This is a genomic window from Achromobacter maghribensis (assembly GCF_057334215.1).
Window position 1 is genome coordinate 215583 of the sequence record NZ_JBHFII010000047.1, and the last position, 16400, is coordinate 231982.

Annotated in this window: 14 protein-coding genes; 5 read left to right on the forward strand and 9 right to left on the reverse strand. The window is 65.2% G+C overall.

The annotated features are described in order from the left end of the window. Positions 1–27: 27 nt before the first annotated feature. The 4 genes from ACE039_RS20945 to aptA all read left to right on the forward strand — a co-directional run bounded on the left by ACE039_RS20945 (position 28) and on the right by aptA (position 3997). On the forward strand, positions 28–1176 hold the full coding sequence (locus tag ACE039_RS20945) for a cytochrome P450 family protein (RefSeq protein WP_485823245.1): 1149 nt from the start codon (positions 28–30) through the stop codon (positions 1174–1176). Next, positions 1173–1517 carry an antibiotic biosynthesis monooxygenase family protein gene (locus ACE039_RS20950; RefSeq protein WP_105555067.1) on the forward strand — a complete coding sequence of 115 codons (345 nt, stop codon included), beginning with the start codon at positions 1173–1175 and terminating at the stop codon, positions 1515–1517. The genes ACE039_RS20945 and ACE039_RS20950 overlap by 4 nt, the downstream gene beginning before the upstream one ends. A 134-nt stretch (positions 1518–1651) precedes the next feature. Beyond that, positions 1652–2533 (forward strand): GntR family transcriptional regulator, encoded by an 882-nt coding sequence (locus tag ACE039_RS20955; RefSeq protein WP_105555068.1) that lies wholly within the window; start codon positions 1652–1654, stop codon positions 2531–2533. Positions 2534–2671: 138 nt separating this feature from the next. Then, entirely contained in the window at positions 2672–3997 is a 1326-nt protein-coding gene (aptA, locus tag ACE039_RS20960) for an omega-aminotransferase AptA (protein WP_485823246.1), read from the forward strand. A 17-nt stretch (positions 3998–4014) separates the two neighbouring features. Here the strand turns inward: aptA and ltaE are convergent, their stop codons facing one another. The 6 genes from ltaE to ACE039_RS20990 form a co-directional block, all read right to left on the reverse strand. Then, the gene (ltaE, locus tag ACE039_RS20965) at positions 4015–5025 is read right to left on the reverse strand and encodes a low-specificity L-threonine aldolase (RefSeq protein WP_332010509.1); all 1011 of its coding nucleotides are present in this window, start codon (positions 5023–5025) and stop codon (positions 4015–4017) included. Between the two features lie 66 nt (positions 5026–5091). Next, positions 5092–5979, reverse strand: coding sequence for a DMT family transporter (locus ACE039_RS20970; protein ID WP_485823247.1), 888 nt, complete (start codon positions 5977–5979; stop codon positions 5092–5094). Between the two features lie 143 nt (positions 5980–6122). Further along, positions 6123–8102 carry an acetate--CoA ligase gene (gene acs, locus ACE039_RS20975; protein ID WP_448708113.1) on the reverse strand — a complete coding sequence of 660 codons (1980 nt, stop codon included), beginning with the start codon at positions 8100–8102 and terminating at the stop codon, positions 6123–6125. Positions 8103–8441: 339 nt separating this feature from the next. Continuing rightward, positions 8442–9668: an MFS transporter gene (locus ACE039_RS20980; protein WP_485823346.1), complete on the reverse strand. Its 1227-nt coding sequence runs from the start codon at positions 9666–9668 to the stop codon at positions 8442–8444. Between the two features lie 113 nt (positions 9669–9781). Then, the gene (locus ACE039_RS20985; RefSeq protein WP_105555074.1) at positions 9782–10189 is read right to left on the reverse strand and encodes a GlcG/HbpS family heme-binding protein; all 408 of its coding nucleotides are present in this window, start codon (positions 10187–10189) and stop codon (positions 9782–9784) included. Next, positions 10186–12075, reverse strand: coding sequence for a propionate--CoA ligase (locus ACE039_RS20990; protein WP_416023944.1), 1890 nt, complete (start codon positions 12073–12075; stop codon positions 10186–10188). The genes ACE039_RS20985 and ACE039_RS20990 overlap by 4 nt, the downstream gene beginning before the upstream one ends. Positions 12076–12360: 285 nt before the next feature. Here ACE039_RS20990 and ACE039_RS20995 point away from each other — a divergent pair, with 285 nt between their 5' ends. Then, entirely contained in the window at positions 12361–13026 is a 666-nt protein-coding gene (locus ACE039_RS20995) for a C40 family peptidase (protein WP_199196709.1), read from the forward strand. Between the two features lie 181 nt (positions 13027–13207). Here ACE039_RS20995 and ACE039_RS21000 read toward each other — a convergent pair whose 3' ends face one another. From ACE039_RS21000 to ACE039_RS21010, 3 genes are all read right to left on the reverse strand, one after another. After that, the gene (locus ACE039_RS21000) at positions 13208–13531 is read right to left on the reverse strand and encodes a DUF2325 domain-containing protein (RefSeq protein WP_035212827.1); all 324 of its coding nucleotides are present in this window, start codon (positions 13529–13531) and stop codon (positions 13208–13210) included. Positions 13532–13778: 247 nt separating this feature from the next. Continuing rightward, complete coding sequence (locus ACE039_RS21005; RefSeq protein WP_105555077.1) at positions 13779–14723, reverse strand: CysB family HTH-type transcriptional regulator; 945 nt, start codon at positions 14721–14723, stop codon at positions 13779–13781. A 95-nt stretch (positions 14724–14818) separates the two neighbouring features. After that, positions 14819–16312: a CoA-acylating methylmalonate-semialdehyde dehydrogenase gene (locus ACE039_RS21010; protein ID WP_105555078.1), complete on the reverse strand. Its 1494-nt coding sequence runs from the start codon at positions 16310–16312 to the stop codon at positions 14819–14821. Positions 16313–16400: the final 88 nt, after the last annotated feature.

Sequence of the window (16400 nt, forward strand, 5' to 3'; positions counted from 1 at the left end):
GCAACCGTATTCACCACCCGCCACGCCATGCTTCCCGCCCATCCCCTGCTTGCCGTCACGCACGCCGACCCTTATCCCTATTACGCGACGCTGGCGCGCGAAAAACCGCTGTACCGCGACGATGCGCTAGGCCTTTGGGTCGCCAGCCATCCAGACATCATCCTGGCCGTCATGCGCGACCCGGCGGCACGCGTCCGCCCGCCGTCGGAGCCCGTGCCGCGGGGTCTGTGCCCCGGCCCGGCAGCCGAGCTGTTCGGACGCTTCGTGCGCATGAACGACAGCGCCATGCACACGCGCCTGAAAGGTCTGCTGGCCGCATTCATCCAGGAACAAGGCACGCAGCCCTGTACCCCGCAATGGCCCGCGCTGCCGGTCCTGGACGCCGTTGCCATGGACCGCTATCTGACCGCCGCGCCGGTGCATGCGCAGGCGGCCTTCCTGGGGCTGGCCCCCGCGCTGCACGCCGATACCGCGGCGCAGATCGCGGCGTTCCTGTGTGCCCTGCCCGCCACCGCGGAGGCGGACCAGGTGGCGGCCGGACATGCCGCGGCCGACGCGCTGCAGACACGCCTGGAATCCCTGCTGCTTGCCCACGACGCCCCACCGGCCCTGCGCCAACTGCGCGAAAGGGGCGCCCGCGCGGAGATTCCCGTGGCCGTGCTGGCCGCGAACCTGGCCGGCCTGCTATTCCAGTCTTGCGAAGCCGGCGCCGGGCTGCTGGGCAACGCGCTGATCCATGCCGGCAAGCGCGGCCTGGGTGCCGAGGCAGCCTGCGCAGGCGCCGACGCGATCATCGACCATGTCATCCGCCACGATCCGCCGCTGCACAACACGCGCCGGTTCCTGGCGGACGCGGTCACGGTCGGCGGCCAGCGGATTGAAGCTGGCCAGACCGTGTTGCTGGTGCTGGCCGCTGCCGCGACGGTCCAGCCCGATGCCGGCTGGACATTCGGTGCGCCCGGCAAAGGGGCGCCCGGCACAGGGGCGCCCGGCACAGGGGCGCACGGCCACGCCTGTCCCGGCCAGAGCCCGGCGCGCCGCCACGCGGCGGACGCGCTGTCGCATGTGCTGCGGGCGGGCGCCGCCCCGGCCGCCCTGGCCTCCCATTTCCGTTATCGGCCGCTGCCCAATGCGCGCGTGCCGCAGTTTGCGTTTTCAAAGGAACCCAACCCATGATCGCCGTGATATTTGAAGTCGAACCCGCCCATGGCAACCCGGACCCCTACCTGCAGATCGCGGCCGGCTTGATCGATGAGCTCAAGGCCATTGACGGATTCATCTCCGTCGAACGCTTCCAGAGCCTGACCCAGCCGGGCAAGCTGCTGTCGCTGTCGTTCTGGCGCGATGAAGACGCGGTAAAGCGCTGGCGTTCGCTGGAATCGCACCGCCGCGCGCAGGAAGCGGGGCGCGGCGGCGTGTTTCAGAACTACCGTCTGCGGGTGGCGCAGGTGCTGCGGGACTACGGCATGGCCGAGCGCGACGAGGCGCCGTCCGATAGCCGCAGCCGGCACGGTTGAAAAACCGCCTCCGCGAACGGTTGTATTAATTTTTCATAAAATCCATGCCATGGCGCCGATGCGCCTCAGCAACGGCCGGCGGCTCTCCGGTACCATTCCCCCTTTGCCGCCTTTTTCCGCCACGCCGACGCGCCATGTCCACCGCCGCCCCCGCTCGCCCCACGCCGTTGCAAGTCGATCTGGCGCGTCATGTCGCGGAAGACATCGTGGCGCGGCGCTACCTGCCGGGCGACCACCTGTCCGAAGAAACCCTGGCCGCGGCCTACAAGGTGTCTCGCACGCCGGTGCGCGGCGCGTTGCGCCTGCTGGCCGCCCAGGGCCTGATCACGCATCGCCCCAACAGCGGCTACACCGTCGCCGACAACGCGGCGGCGGGCACGCTCCTGATCGAAAGCGCAGGGCCCACGCAAAACGAACTCTACCGCCGATTGATCGATGACCGCGCCTCGCGCGGCCTGCCCGAAACGTTCACGGAGCGCGAACTGCTTCAGCGCTATGGCGCACCGCGCAGCGTGTTGGCCAAGACGCTTCTGCAGTTGTCCGCCGACGGGCTGATCGAAAAGCGCAAAGGGCACGGCTGGCAATTCGCTCCCTCGCTTGAAAGCGCCGAAGCGCTCAGCGAAAGCTACCGCTTCCGCATGACCATCGAATGCGCCGGGCTGCTGGAACCCACGTTCCGCCTCGACAGACCCGCGCTGGCGCGCATGCGCGCCGCGCACGAAGCGCTGATCCAACGCGACGACGCCGACATTTCGGCCACGGATTTCTTCGCGCTGAACGCGTCCTTCCATGAATTGCTGGCCCGCTTCTCGGGCAACCGCTACATCCTGCAGGCGGTGCAGCAACAGAACCAGTTGCGCCGGCTGGAAGAGCACGCCGCCTTCTATCGCGACGCGCGCTTCGTCAACTCCAGCAGCGAACATCTGCAGATCATCGACGCCCTGGAATCGGGCGACCAGGAATGGGCGGCGCAACTGATGCGCCGCCACCTGAAAGCCTCGCTGCAAGCCTCCTGAGGCCGCGCCGGCTCCGGCCGCCGCGCCCAAACGGCGTCCCGTGCCGCCCACGCAGGGTCTGATCATGCCCCGCATTGTATTTATATTTGATTTAATACAAAATAAGCGAACCTGAACTTACCCACAGCAGGATCGCCCATGCCGTCGCTTCCCTCTTCCGCTCCCAATCCCGACGCCTATTGGATGCCCTTTACCGCCAACCGGCGCGTCAAGCGGGATCCGGTGCTGTTCAGCGCCGCCGAAGGCATGCACTACATCCGCCCCGACGGCCGCCGCGTGCTGGACGGTATCGCCGGCCTGTGGTGCGTGAATGCCGGCCACCGCCGACCGGAAATCGTGGAGGCCATCGCGCGCACCGCTTACGAGCTGGATTACGCGCCTTCGTTCCAGATGGGGCACCCGCTGGCGTTCGAGCTGGCCGACGCGTTGTGCGCCGAGGCGCCTGCGGGCTTCTCCAATGTCTTCTTTTCGAACTCGGGATCAGAGGCGGTCGATACCGCCTTGAAGATCGCGCTGGGCTATCACCGGGCACGTGGCCAGGGCCAGCGCGTGCGGCTGATCGGGCGTGAACGGTCGTACCACGGCGTGGGTTTCGGCGGACTGTCGGTATCGGGCATCGGCGGCCATCGCAAGCCCTTCGGCAATCTGCTGCCCTTCGTGGACCACCTGCCGCATACCTATGACCGGCAGCAGATGGCCTATACGCGCGGCCAGCCCGACTGGGGCGCCCACCTGGCCGACACGCTGGAGCGCATCGTGGCCCTGCACGACGCTTCGACCATCGCCGCCGTCATCGTCGAACCGGTCGCTGGCTCCACCGGCGTGATCGTGCCGCCCCGCGGATATCTGCAGCGGCTGCGCGAAATCTGCGACGCGCACGGCATTCTGCTGATATTCGATGAGGTGATCTGCGCCTTCGGGCGCATTGACGGCGCCTTCGCGTCGTCCTACTTCGGCGTCAAGCCAGACATCATCACCAGCGCCAAGGGACTGACCAACGGCGCGATCCCCATGGGGGCGACGCTGGTGCAGCGGCACGTGTACGACGCATTCATGCAAGGGCCCGAAAACGCCATCGAACTGGCGCACGGCTACACGTATTCGGGCCACCCGGTCGCATGCGCGGCCGGCTTGGCGACGCTGGACATCTGCCGCCGTGAGGGCCTTTTCCAACGCAGCCAGGAATTGGCACGCTATTGGGAAGACGCAGCACACAGCTTGAAGGGGCTGCCGCATGTGGTCGACATCCGCAATATCGGCCTGCTGGCCGCAATTGAACTGGCGCCGCTTGAAGGCCAGCCGGGCCAGCGTGCCTATGCGGTGCACAACGCGTGCCTGGAACGGGGGTGCCTGATCCGTTCGGCAGGCGACACGATGTTGCTGTCGCCCCCTCTCATCATCGAACGCGCCCAGATCGACGAGCTGTTCACCGTGCTGGCGGACGTGCTGCGCGCCAGCGCCTGACCCCCGCCCGCCCCGCTTCAGGCCAGATGGCGCGCCACGGCCTGGACGACTCGCCGCACATCATCCGCGGACACGTCCAGGTGCGTCACCAGCCGCGTCGGGCCGCCATAGACGGCGCGCATCTGGATCTCTTCCTGGGCCAGCGCAGCCGTCAACGCATCGCAGCGCGACGGCTCGAATTCCACGAACAGCATGTTGGTGTCCTGGCTCAAGACCTTGACGCCGGGAATGGCGCGCAAGCCCTCCGCCAGCGCGCGGGCGTTTTCGTGATCGTGTGCCAACCGGTCGACGTTGTGCTCCAACGCGTAAAGGCACGCGGCCGCCAGCACGCCGGCCTGGCGCAAGCCCCCGCCCAACATCTTGCGCCAACGGCGCGCGCGGCCGATCAGTTCCTGGCTGCCCACCAGCACGGAGCCTACCGGCGCGCCCAGGCCCTTTGAAAAGCAGATGGATACCGAATCGAACGGCCGGCACATGTCGGCCAGGGGCTTGCCGCTGGCCACGGCGGCGTTGAACACGCGCGCGCCATCCAGGTGAGTGCCCAGGCCCTGCCCGCGCGCCCAGTCCGTCGCGGCCTGAATATAAGCGGCCGGGATCAGCTTGCCATGGAAGGTATTTTCCAACGCCAGCAAGCGGGTGCGCGCAAAGTGCGGATCGCCCAGCGGCTTTACCGCCGCCGCCAGTTTCTCCAGCGGCAGTGAACCGTCTTCCGCGTGCTCGATGGGTTGCGGCTGGATGCTGCCCAGCACCGCCGCGCCGCCGCCTTCGTACTTGTAGGTGTGGGCCAGTTGCCCCACCAGATATTCGTCGCCCCGGTCGCAATGCGCCATCAGCGCGGCCAGATTGCTTTGCGTGCCGGACGGGAAGAACAGGCCCGCCGCCTTGCCCGCGCGCTCGGCCACGGCCGCCTGCAAGCGGATCACGGTCGGATCGTCGCCCATCACGTCATCGCCTAACGGGGCCGAAACCATCGCCTGCAACATGGCCGCGGAAGGCCGTGTGACAGTGTCGCTACGCAGATCGATCATGGGAAGTCCTTGGAAAGGGAATGGAACCGGAACGGAAATCGGAGAAGGAATGCAGAGGGTTGCGGATCACGAAGCGCGCGCCGAGGGCGCCGCGCGGCTGACGATGAAGATGCCGCCCAGGATCAAGACCATGCCGCCCACTTCGCCCAGCGACGGACGCTCGGACAAGATCGCCCACGCCAGCAGCATCGCCACCACGGGCACGCCCAGGCTGGACAAGCCCGCGATCGACGCCGGCACGCGGCGCACAACCTGCAGCCACAGCAACCAACCGGCCGCCGTCGCGATCAGCACGATGTAGGCCATGCCCGTCCATAACGGCCAATCCCACTGCGCGGTCATCTGCGGCACCAGATAGGCCACCGGCACCATGACCAGTCCGCCGAACAGCATCTGCCAGGCGGTGAACGTCATGACATCGGGTGCATGGCGTTCAAACATCCGCTTGGACAACACCGTGCCCACACCCCAGCACAGGCCGCTGCCCAACCCCAGCAGCACGGGGCGGATGTCGCCCAGGCCGTTCCACGGCTCCACGAAACAGACCAGGCCCACCGCCGCAAGGCCAATGCCCAGCCCGTGCCGGATCGATGGGCGCTCGCCCAACAGCCACCAGGCGAACAACACCACCCAGAACGGCATCGTGTAGGCCATCAACGAGACCTTGCCCACGCCGCCCGACACCAGCGCCGTTTGCACGAAACCCTGGAACCCGGCCGTCTGTGTCAACCCGATCAGCAAAGTCAATTTCCATGGCGGCATGGCCAGCGACCGCCGCGTGGCGATCGCCAACGCGAACAACACCAGGCTGCCCGTCACATAGCGCAGCGCCACGAAGTCGAACGGGCCGATGTAAGGCACGATCAGTTTCATCGCGATCCAACTGCCTGCCCACACCACAATGGTGCTGAGCATCAGGGCTAGCCCTGCGCGATCGAAACTGCTGCGGCTCACGTCCGTGGCTCCGTGTAGATAAGGGGGTGAAAAAGCAAGGAACAACAAAGAAAAGACGCCCGGACCGGCAATTACCGGTGCGGGCGTCTGACATTATGCTCCCGTCCTCCCGCAAGCTTGCCGCCGCTTGCGGCGGGCGGGGCTTACAGGGGCTTGGCCAACTGTTCCAGAATCGCCGGATTTTCCAGCGTGGAAACGTCTTGCGTGACTTCCTCGCCCTTGGCCACCACGCGCAGCAGCCGGCGCATGATCTTGCCCGAACGCGTCTTGGGCAGGTTGTCGCCGAAGCGAATGTCCTTGGGCTTGGCGATGGGACCGATCTCCTTGGCCACCCAGTCGCGCAACAGCTTGGCGATGGCCTGCGCCTCGGCGCCTTCCGGACGCGCCTGCTTCAGCACCACGAACGCCACCACGGCTTCGCCCGTCGTATCGTCCGGGCGGCCCACCACGGCGGCTTCCGCCACCAGTTCATGCGCCACCAGCGCGGACTCGACTTCCATGGTGCCCAGGCGGTGGCCCGACACGTTGAGCACGTCGTCGATCCGGCCCATGATCCAGAAGTAGCCGTCCGCGTCCCGCTGCGCGCCGTCGCCCGCCAGGTAGTAGCCGCGCAGTTCCGACGGGAAGTAGCTCTTCTTGAAGCGTTCCGGATCGCCCCAGATGTTGCGGATCATCGCGGGCCACGGGCGCTTGATGACCAGGAAGCCGCCGTTGCCCTTTTCGACGTCGCCGCCGGTTTCATCCACGATGGCCGCGGCGATGCCCGGCAGCGGCAGCGTGCATGAACCCGGCTTGGTCGGCGTGGCGCCCGGCAGCGGAGTGATCATGTGGCCGCCGGTTTCGGTCTGCCACCACGTGTCCACGATCGGGCAACGTTCGCGGCCGATGTTCTTGTGATACCAGATCCAGGCTTCGGGGTTGATGGGCTCGCCCACCGTGCCGATGATGCGCAAGCTGTCCAGATCGTAGTTCTTCGGATGCGCGTCGGGCGTTGCCTCGGACGCCTTGATCAGCGAACGGATGGCGGTGGGCGCCGTGTAGAACGTCGTCACCTTGTGACGCGCGATCATGTCCCAGAAGCGGCCGGCGTTGGGGTAGGTCGGCACGCCTTCGAACACGACTTGCGTCAGGCCGGCGGCCAGCGGGCCGTAGGTGATGTAGGTATGGCCCGTGACCCAGCCCACGTCGGCCGTGCACCAATAGACGTCATCCTTGCGGGCGTCGAACGTCCACTTCACGGTCAGCAGCGCCCACAGCAGGTAACCCGCCGATGAATGCTGCACGCCCTTGGGTTTGCCCGTGGAGCCCGAGGTGTACAGGATGAAAAGCGGATGCTCGGCGTTGACCGGCACGGGTTCGCAGGTGTCGGGCTGGCCGGCCTCGACGTCGTGCATCCACAGATCGCGGCCTTCGGCCCATTGCACCTTGCCGCCCGTGCGGCGGTACACGATGACCTTGGAAATGGCTTCGCACCCGCCCATCGCGATGGCATCTTCCACCGCCGGCTTCAGCGGGATGGTCTTGCCGCCACGCACTTGCTCGTCCGCGGTGATGACCAGCGACGCGCCCACATCCACGATGCGCTCTTGCAGGCTCTTGGCCGAGAAGCCGCCAAACACCACCGAATGCGTCACGCCCAGGCGCGCGCAGGCCTGCATGGCCACTACGGCTTCGATCGACATGGGCATGTAGATGATGGCGCGGTCGCCCTTCTTGTAGCCCAGTGCGGTCAGGCCGTTGGCAAAGCGGCACACGCGCGCCAGCAATTCGCGGTAGCTGACCTTGTTCACCGTGCCATCGTCGCCTTCGAAGATGATGGCGGTCTTGTCGGCGTTGCCGTTGGTCAGATGCACGTCCAGGCAATTGGCCGAGACGTTCAGTTCACCGTCGCCAAACCAGCGGTAGAACGGGGCGTCCGACTCATCCAGCACCTGCGTGAACGGCTTGGTCCACGTCAGGTTGTCGCGGGCCTGTCCGGCCCAGAAACCGTCGAAATCGTTTTCGACCTGGGCGCACAACGCGTTGTAGGCGTCCATGCTGGGAATCGCCGCGCCCTTGGCCGCACGCTCGGGCGGCGGAAAGACGCGGGTTTCTACCAGTACGGACTCAATGGCATTCGACATGATCTTGTCTCCAATCGGTGATTCTGTTTGTTTGTGCTGCTGTTTTATTACCCACCCGCCACCGTATCGCCGCGCTCTTACGGGCACCTTACGCAAAATGCGGGCCGGAGCCCGCATGCGTGCGTGACCGCAGAGACCTGACAGCGCCGGCTCAGGGCGGGAAACACCGGAACGGCGTCGACCCCAACGGCACGAACAAGCTGACAACGCACCGGCATAGCGGTGCAAAGCAATCCGCTTGATGCTTCGCGCGGCGCGCGAGGCATCAAAGGCAGTTCATAAGGATAGCAGCCCGGCCGGGGGCGGTGGCCGCCGCAGACCCGCGCGGGCCGCGCAAGATCAGACGGCGGGACGGCGGGCCAGGCCGCGTTTCATGTCCACGCGCGACAGCAGGGCCAGGCCGCCCACGAAAAACAGGCCGGTCACCAGGATGGCCAGGCGGTGGTCGCCGTGCGTGACCCAGGTCACCAGACCGTAGGTCAGCGGCCCGATCACCGCCGCCAGCTGCACGGCGAAAGTCCATAGCGAGAAGAACTCGGCCAATCGTCCGGCGGGCGCCAGCGCCCCCGTCATGGCACGGCCGGCGCTTTGGGTCGTGCCCATGCACAGCCCGGCCAGCGTGGCCGCCACCCAGAACACCGGCGCCGTCGTCGCCGCATACGCAACCAGCACCATCACGATCCAGCCGCACAAGGTGATGGCCAACGCCGGTTTGTGGCCGATGCGGTCCTGCACGTAGCCGAACGAAAATGCGCCCACCGCCGCGCCGATGTTCACCGTGAAGACCAGCAGCATGATCTGGGGCGTGGTGAAGCCCATGACCTCGGACGCATACACGGCCGCCAGCGTGATGACCACCGAAATGCCCGCCTGATAGCAGGCAATGCACATCAGCAGCCGGCGGAATTCGGGAAAGTGCAAACCTGTCTCGCGCCAGGCATAGGCCAGCCGCTTGAGCATGTGCAGCGCCTTCGGCTTGTCCTGCTGCGGGCGAGTGCGCTCTTTCAGCAAAAAGAAGGACGGCAGCGCCGCCAGCGCGAACACCGCGGCGGTGACAACGATGACCCACGGCACGAAGTGTTCCGCGGTCATGCCGCGCCCTTCGGCCAGCGTCACGACCACCAGCGACAGGCCCAGCGTGAGCATGCCGCCGCAATAACCGAAGCTCCAGCCCCAGCCCGACACGCGGCCCAGCGCGGCCGGCCTGGCCAGCTCCGGCAGGAACGCCGCCACCATGGACTCGCCCACGCAATAGCAGTAGTTGGACACGACGATGGCAGCCAGCGCCAGCCAGACGTCGCCCGGTCCGGCCTGCGTCAGCACCAGCGTCGCGGCCACGCAGCCGATGGTGCTGGTGTAGAGCAAACGGCGCTTGCTGCCGCTGGCGTCCGCGCGGGCGCCCAGCGTGGGCATGGTCAGCATGATGAGCAGGTAGGACAGCGACAGCGCCGCAGTCCAGGCCAGCGTGGCCCACGGGGCGCGCCCGCCGACCACGCCGACGAAATAGGTGCTGAACACCGCCGTGAGGATCACGGTGGTGTAGCCGGAATTCGCGAAGTCGTACATGGCCCAGGCCCAGACTTCGCGTTTGGCCACGCCAGGATTCAGGGGGCTTGCGTCCCCTGCCCCGGCGTTCGGCGTGGGACCGTCCGCGGACGGTCCCGATGGCTGCGTCTGGCTCACAGGCCCAGCGCGGCGATACCAGCTTGTGCGATCAGCACGTCTTCGGTGGACTTCACGCCCGACACGCCCACGGCACCCACCACATGGCCGTCGACGGTGATCGGCACGCCGCCTTCCAGCATGCCGTCGATCAGCGGCGCCGACAGGAACGACACGCGGCCGGTGTTGATCATCTCTTCGTAGATGCGCGATTCGCGGCGACCCAGCGCGGCGGTCTTGGCCTTCGAGGGCGAGATGTGTGCCGAAATCGGGGCCGCGCCGTCCAGGCGCAGCATGCCAAGCAGATGGCCACCATCATCGACCACCGAAATGGTCACGGCCCATTTGTTCTGCACGGCGTGTGCTTCGGCCGCGGCGAGGATCTTCTTGACGTCTTCGGCGCTCAGCACGGGTTTGGTATTCATTGCAGCGACTCCTTGATCTGTTCCAGGGCGTTGGGATCTTCAATGGTCGTCAGGTCTCCGGGGTCGCGTCCTTCGCAAACCGCGACGATCGCACGGCGCAGCACCTTGCCGGACCGGGTCTTGGGCAAAGCGCCCACGAACCGGATCCGGGCGGGCCTGGCCACCGCTCCCAGCTGATCTTCCACCAGCCGCATGATATCGCCTTCCAGCTGCTTTGCCCCTTCCGGCGTGTCGGCGCTGGCGGGATTCTTCAATACCGCGAAGGCCATCGCCACTTGCCCCTTCAGCGCATCGGCCACGCCGACCACCGCGCATTCCGCGATGCCGCTGTGGCTGTTGACCGATTCCTCGATCTCACGCGTGCCCAGGCGGTGGCCCGCCACATTGATCACGTCGTCGGTACGGCCCAGGATGAACCAGTAGCCGTCGGCGTCCACCCGCCCCCAGTCGAAGGTCGAATACACCTGGCGGCCGGGAATCGAGGTGAAGTACGTCTGGACGAAACGCGCGTCGTCGCCCCAGATAGTGGACATCGCGCCTGGCGGCAGCGGCGGCACGATGGCCACCACCCCTTTCTCGTCCGGCCCCAGGTCTTCGCCCGTGGATTCGCTGACGATGCGCGCATCGAACCCATACACCGGAAAGGACGGGCTGCCGAAACGGGTCGGCACCCGCTCCACGCCGGGCTGGGCGGACAGGATGGGCCAGCCCGATTCGGTCTGCCAATAGTTGTCGATGATGGGCTTGCCCAGGCCTTCCGATATCCATTGGGCGGTGGGTTCGTCCAGCGGCTCGCCCGCCAGATAGACGGCGCGCAGGCTGGAGAGGTCGTGGCGCTTCAATAGCGCGGGGTCCTGGCGCTTCAGGACGCGCACCGCCGTCGGCGCGGAAAACAGGGTATTCACGCCGAACTGCTCGACCAGCTTCCAGAGGATCGCGCCATCAGGACGCACGGGCGTGCCTTCGTACAGCACCGTCGCCTGCCCGCCAATCAGGGGGCCGTAGATAATGTAGGAATGCCCCACCACCCAGCCGATGTCGCTGGTGCAGAAAAACGTGTCGCCAGCGCGCCCGTTGAACAGGTATTCCATCGACGACGCAAGCGCCACGGCATAGCCGCCGGTATCGCGCTGCACCCCCTTGGGCTTGCCGGTGGTGCCGGACGTATAAAGGATGTAGCTGGGTTCGGACGATTCCAGCCATTGCACCGGCACGCGCTCGCCGCGATGGCGCTCGCGCAGCGTGGCGTAGTCCAGGTCGCGCCCGGCCACGGGTTCGAACGGCGCCAAGCCCCGGTCGAACACCACCACCGAGGCCGGCGGCGTCTTGGCCAGGCTCAGCGCCCGGTCCAGCAGCGGCTTATACGGCACGATCTTGCCGCCGCGTGAGCCGCCGTCGGTGCAGACCACCACTTTCGGCGCCGCGTCGTCGATGCGTTGGGCCAGGTTGACGGACGCAAACCCGCCGAACACCACCGAGTGCACCGCGCCGATCCGGGCGCAGGCCAGCATCGTGAACACCGCTTCCGGCACCATCGGCATGTACAACAGCACACGGTCACCGCGCCCCACCCCCAACGCTTTCAGCATGGCGGCCGCCGCGTTGACCTCTTCATAGACGTCCTGGCGGGTGTAGACGCGCTCGCGCTCCACTTCGGTGGACACCCAGATCAGCGCCGGCTTGTCAGCCTGCGTCGGCAACCACCGGTCGACGGCGTTGTAGCAAAGATTGGTCTGCCCGCCTACGAACCACTTGGCGAATGGCGGCCGCGAGAAATCCAGGACAGACTCAAACGGCGTCTCCCAGTGAATGCGACCCGCCTCTTCGCGCCAGAAGCCATCTCGGTCATGCAATGATCTGTAATGGAAATCCCGGGTTTTTTGCATTTATGTCTCCTGTTATCGTTCGTACGCCTTAAGGCGGATTGATTTCTTGCGAATCATTCGGTCATTTTGGTAGGCGAACCTTGCACGAGGCTTGCCACAAGTCAAAATATTCCACCAAATATCCAAGCGTCATGGATAAATAGCCGATCTGTCACCGACCGGTCTTGAAAGTTTGGTAGAATCCCCGCGAAGTTGTAGATAATTGTTGATTTTGCTGACATTTCGGCCCGATCCACGGCTAATCCCGTGGTTTTCGCTGTCATCCAGCAAGTCATCCCCAGGCGAATGCATCGACACTCCATACTCGCGCGATTCAATTCATCCACTGGCCAAACGTACCGGGGTCTGCGTACGCTCGCGTTGATGGCATGTGTGGCGGGTTTGGCAGGTTGTGCTGGCACTGGCCAGAAGTCAACCGCCCAAACGTCCGAGATTGATCCGTACGAAATGGAGTGGGTTGCCACCGCCGATGATCCCATCGGCATGCTGGTCAGCCACAAATTCAAGCGCGATCGCCAACAGAACCGCACCAGCGCGGCCGTGGGCAGCGACAACGCCATGGTCAGCGAAGCCCTGAACTACCTGGGCATCCGTTACCGCTTCGGCGGCAGTTCCCCCGATACCGGATTCGATTGCAGCGGCCTGGTCACTTACTCGGCCGAGCGTTCGCTGGGCCTGAAGCTGCCTCGCAATGCCGCGGAAATGGCCCAGCAAGGCATCTCCGTCGCCAAGAACGAACTCAAGGCCGGTGACCTGGTTTTCTTCAACACGATGGGCCGCCGCTATTCCCACGTGGGCATCTACCTGGGCGACGATCGCTTCGTGCACTCGCCCAGCGCCGGCGGCGTGGTCCGCGTCGAAAGCATGACCATGGCCTACTGGTCCAAGCGCTACAACGGCGCCCGTCGCCTGGACAACAGCCTGATGGCGTCCGCCCGCGCCGCGAATTGAACCTCGCTACCGGCATCGTCGCATAAGTCGGCTGCCGGACACCATCCCCCAAAAGCAAAACGCCGCCAGACTCTTGTCTGACGGCGTTTTTCATTGCTCTTCGCGGGTCAGGGGCCAAAGCCCCACGCCGCAGGCCGTTTCCGGCCTCCCCAGTTCTTGTGTTCCATCGGCAAGTGGAAAATCAGTGCACGGTGCCTGCACGCGGGCACAGGCCGCATTGCTGCAGGGCCTGCTGCATGCTGCAGACCGAACGGCGACAAGCCACGACCCGGATGCCACCGCGCTGCGCGGCGTTACGGAAGGTCTTCATGACGTTGTGCCCCAGGAAATCCGTCAGCAGGATGACCAGCTGCGTGCCCGACGGGAGTTGAAGCGTTTTCTTCTGATGCGAGGGATCGCGGCCACTGATGTGGTGCGTGATCGAAATATTGTGTCCTTTCAGCAGATCCGGGATATTGCCCAGTCGATCTGCGCCAACCACTACTGCACTGAGTCCTGCCGTCATGATGAACCTCACTGGTCGTTGAGCCTGGATGTAATGATAATGATTCCTATTTTTTAGTCAACTTAAATGAGATCGGTTCTTATTTAATAATATTAATGAGCTTGCCGAAAGGGATAGCGAGATTTGCTATCAGCCAAGGAACTCGCGGCTTTCCAGGGGGTCGTTGTCGTCGGGGCGTCCAAGAAAAAAGCGCGCCGTCCGAAGACGTCGCGCTTTTTTTCGGGTGGCCAGCGGCCGATCCGACCGCCTACTTCGGTGCGCCCTGCACCGCTTCCGTCACCACCGCGCGGGTCAGCGACGGGGCCAGCATTTCCAGGAACGTATAGACGTAGTCGCGCAGGAAAACGCCCGACTTCACGCCGACGCGGGTCGTGTGCGTGCCGAACAGATGGCCGACCGGCAGGCCGACCAGGTTGGAATCGCGCCGCGGGTCGTAGGCCACGCCCGCGATGATGCCAATGCCCAGGCCCACGTCCACATAGGTTTTGATCACGTCCGCGTCGATGGCTTCCAGCACGATGTCCGGATGAATGCCCTGGTTGGCGAAGACTTCGTCAATCGTGCTGCGGCCCGTGAACGCGCGGTCATAGGTGACGATGGGGTATTCCGCCAACTGCTGCAACGACAGGCGCTTGGCGGCGCTGGACGTCAGTTCCGCCAACGGGTGGTCGGGCCGAACTACGACGGTGTGCTCCCAGGCGTACACCGGCAAGGTCGCAAGACCCGGCGTCAGCGCCAGGGATTCCGTAGCCAGCGCCAGGTCGGCCTGCTCGTGCAGCACCATCTCGGCCAATTGCGCGGGGCTGCCTTCAGCCAGGGACAAATGCACTTTGGGAAACTGCTTGCGGAACGCGGGGATCACGCGGGGCAGCAGATAGCGCGCCTGCGTGTGCGTGCATGCGATCACCAGGCCGCCTTCGTCGCGGCGCGCGAACTCATCGCTGACTTTCTTCAGATTATCGACTTCGCGCATGATGCGGTCGATCACCTGCGAAACCGCCAGACCGGGTTTGGTCAAACCCTTGATGCGCTTGCCGTGGCGTTCGAAGATCTTGATGCCAAGCTCGTCTTCGAACTCGATGATGGCCTTGGAGACTCCAGGCTGCGAGGTATAGAGCATCCGGGCGGCTTCGGTCAGATTGAAGTCGCGCCGGATGGTTTCACGCACGAAACGAAATTGCTGGAGGTTCATTCAATTGGCCCCTGATAGATGGGCCAATTATAAGTAATAAGGACGCCTCGTTATATGACTTATTTATATAAGCTTAGGGGCAAGGCGTCCCTGTTTCAGCGCATCGAGATCGTGGTGTTCACGGTCTTGGCGTGAGCCGACCAGCGGGCGGTGACCGTCTTGGTCTGCGTCCAGAACTGGACGGCCTGTTTGCCGTTGGGGCCCAGGTCGCCCAGCTTGGAACCGCGCGAACCCGTGAAGCTAAACCACGCCACCGGCACGGGAATCGGCACGTTGATGCCCACCTGGCCGACGTCGATGTTGTTCTGGAAATAGCGCGCCGCGCCCCCGTCCTGCGTAAACAGCGCCACGCCGTTGCCGTTGGGGTTGCGGTTGATGAACGCCACCGCGTCCTCCAGCGTTTCCACGCCGACGCAGCACAGGACCGGCCCGAAGATCTCTTCGGTGTAGATGGTCATGTCTTCGTTCACGCCGTCGAAAATCGTCGGGCCCACGAAGTTGCCTTGCTCGAAGCCCGACACTTTCAGGTTGCGGCCGTCCAGCAGCAGCTTGGCGCCTTCGTCCACGCCCTTCTGGATCAGGCTTTCGACGCGCTTCTTGGCGTTGGGCGATACCAGCGGGCCCAGGTCGGCTTCACGGTCGGTGCCGGAATTGACCTTCAGCTTCTTCGAACGCTCGACGAAATCGGGCAGCCAGTTGCGGGCATCGCCCACCAGGACGGCCACCGACGACGCCATGCAACGCTGGCCTGCCGCGCCGAAGGCGGCGCCGACCAATTGGTTCAGCGCGACTTCCGGATCGGCGTCCGGCAGGATCACGCAGTGGTTCTTGGCGCCCATCATCGACTGGCAGCGCTTGCCGGCCGCCGATGCGCGGTTGTAGATCTCGGTGCCCACGCGGGTCGAACCGATGAACGACACCGCCTTGATGTCGGGGTGTTCGCACAGGCCGTTGGCGGTATCCGGGCCACCATGCACGACGTTCAGCACGCCCGGCGGCAGGCCGGCTTCCAGCGCCAGCTGGGCCAGGAACAACGACGAGGTCGGATCCTGCTCGGACGGCTTGAGCACGAAGCTGTTGCCGCAGGCCACGGCAATCGGGAACATGAAGCACGGCAGCATCACCGGGAAGTTGAACGCGGTGATGCCCGCGCACACGCCCAGCGGCTGGATCAGCGTGTAGACGTCGATGCCGGAGGCGGCATTCTCGGCGTACTCGCCCAGTTGCAGGTTGGCGATCGAGCACGCATGCTCGACCACTTCCAGCCCGCGCCCGATTTCGCCCTCGGCGTCCGGCAGGGTCTTGCCGTGTTCGCGGGTGATCATCTCGGCCAGCTTGCCGGTGTTGGCGCGCAGCAGTTCCTGGAACTTCAGCATGACGCGCATCCGTGCGCCCTGCCCGCTGTTGCGCCAGGTCTTGAAGGCCTCCTTGGCGTTGGAGACGGCCAGGTCCAGTTCTTCGCGCGTCGCGAAGGGCACCTTGGCCACGACCTCCTGGGTGGCGGGGTTGATCACGTCTCGCCATTCGGTGGTTTGGGACTGCACAAGCTTGCCGCCGATCAATAGCGGAACGCGGGGGACTTCACTCATTTGATGCTCCTCACACTGCGTAGTCGATGCGGATGGAATCCGCGTTCATGGATCTTGCCGCGGGGGGGGGGGGGGGGGGGGGGGGGGG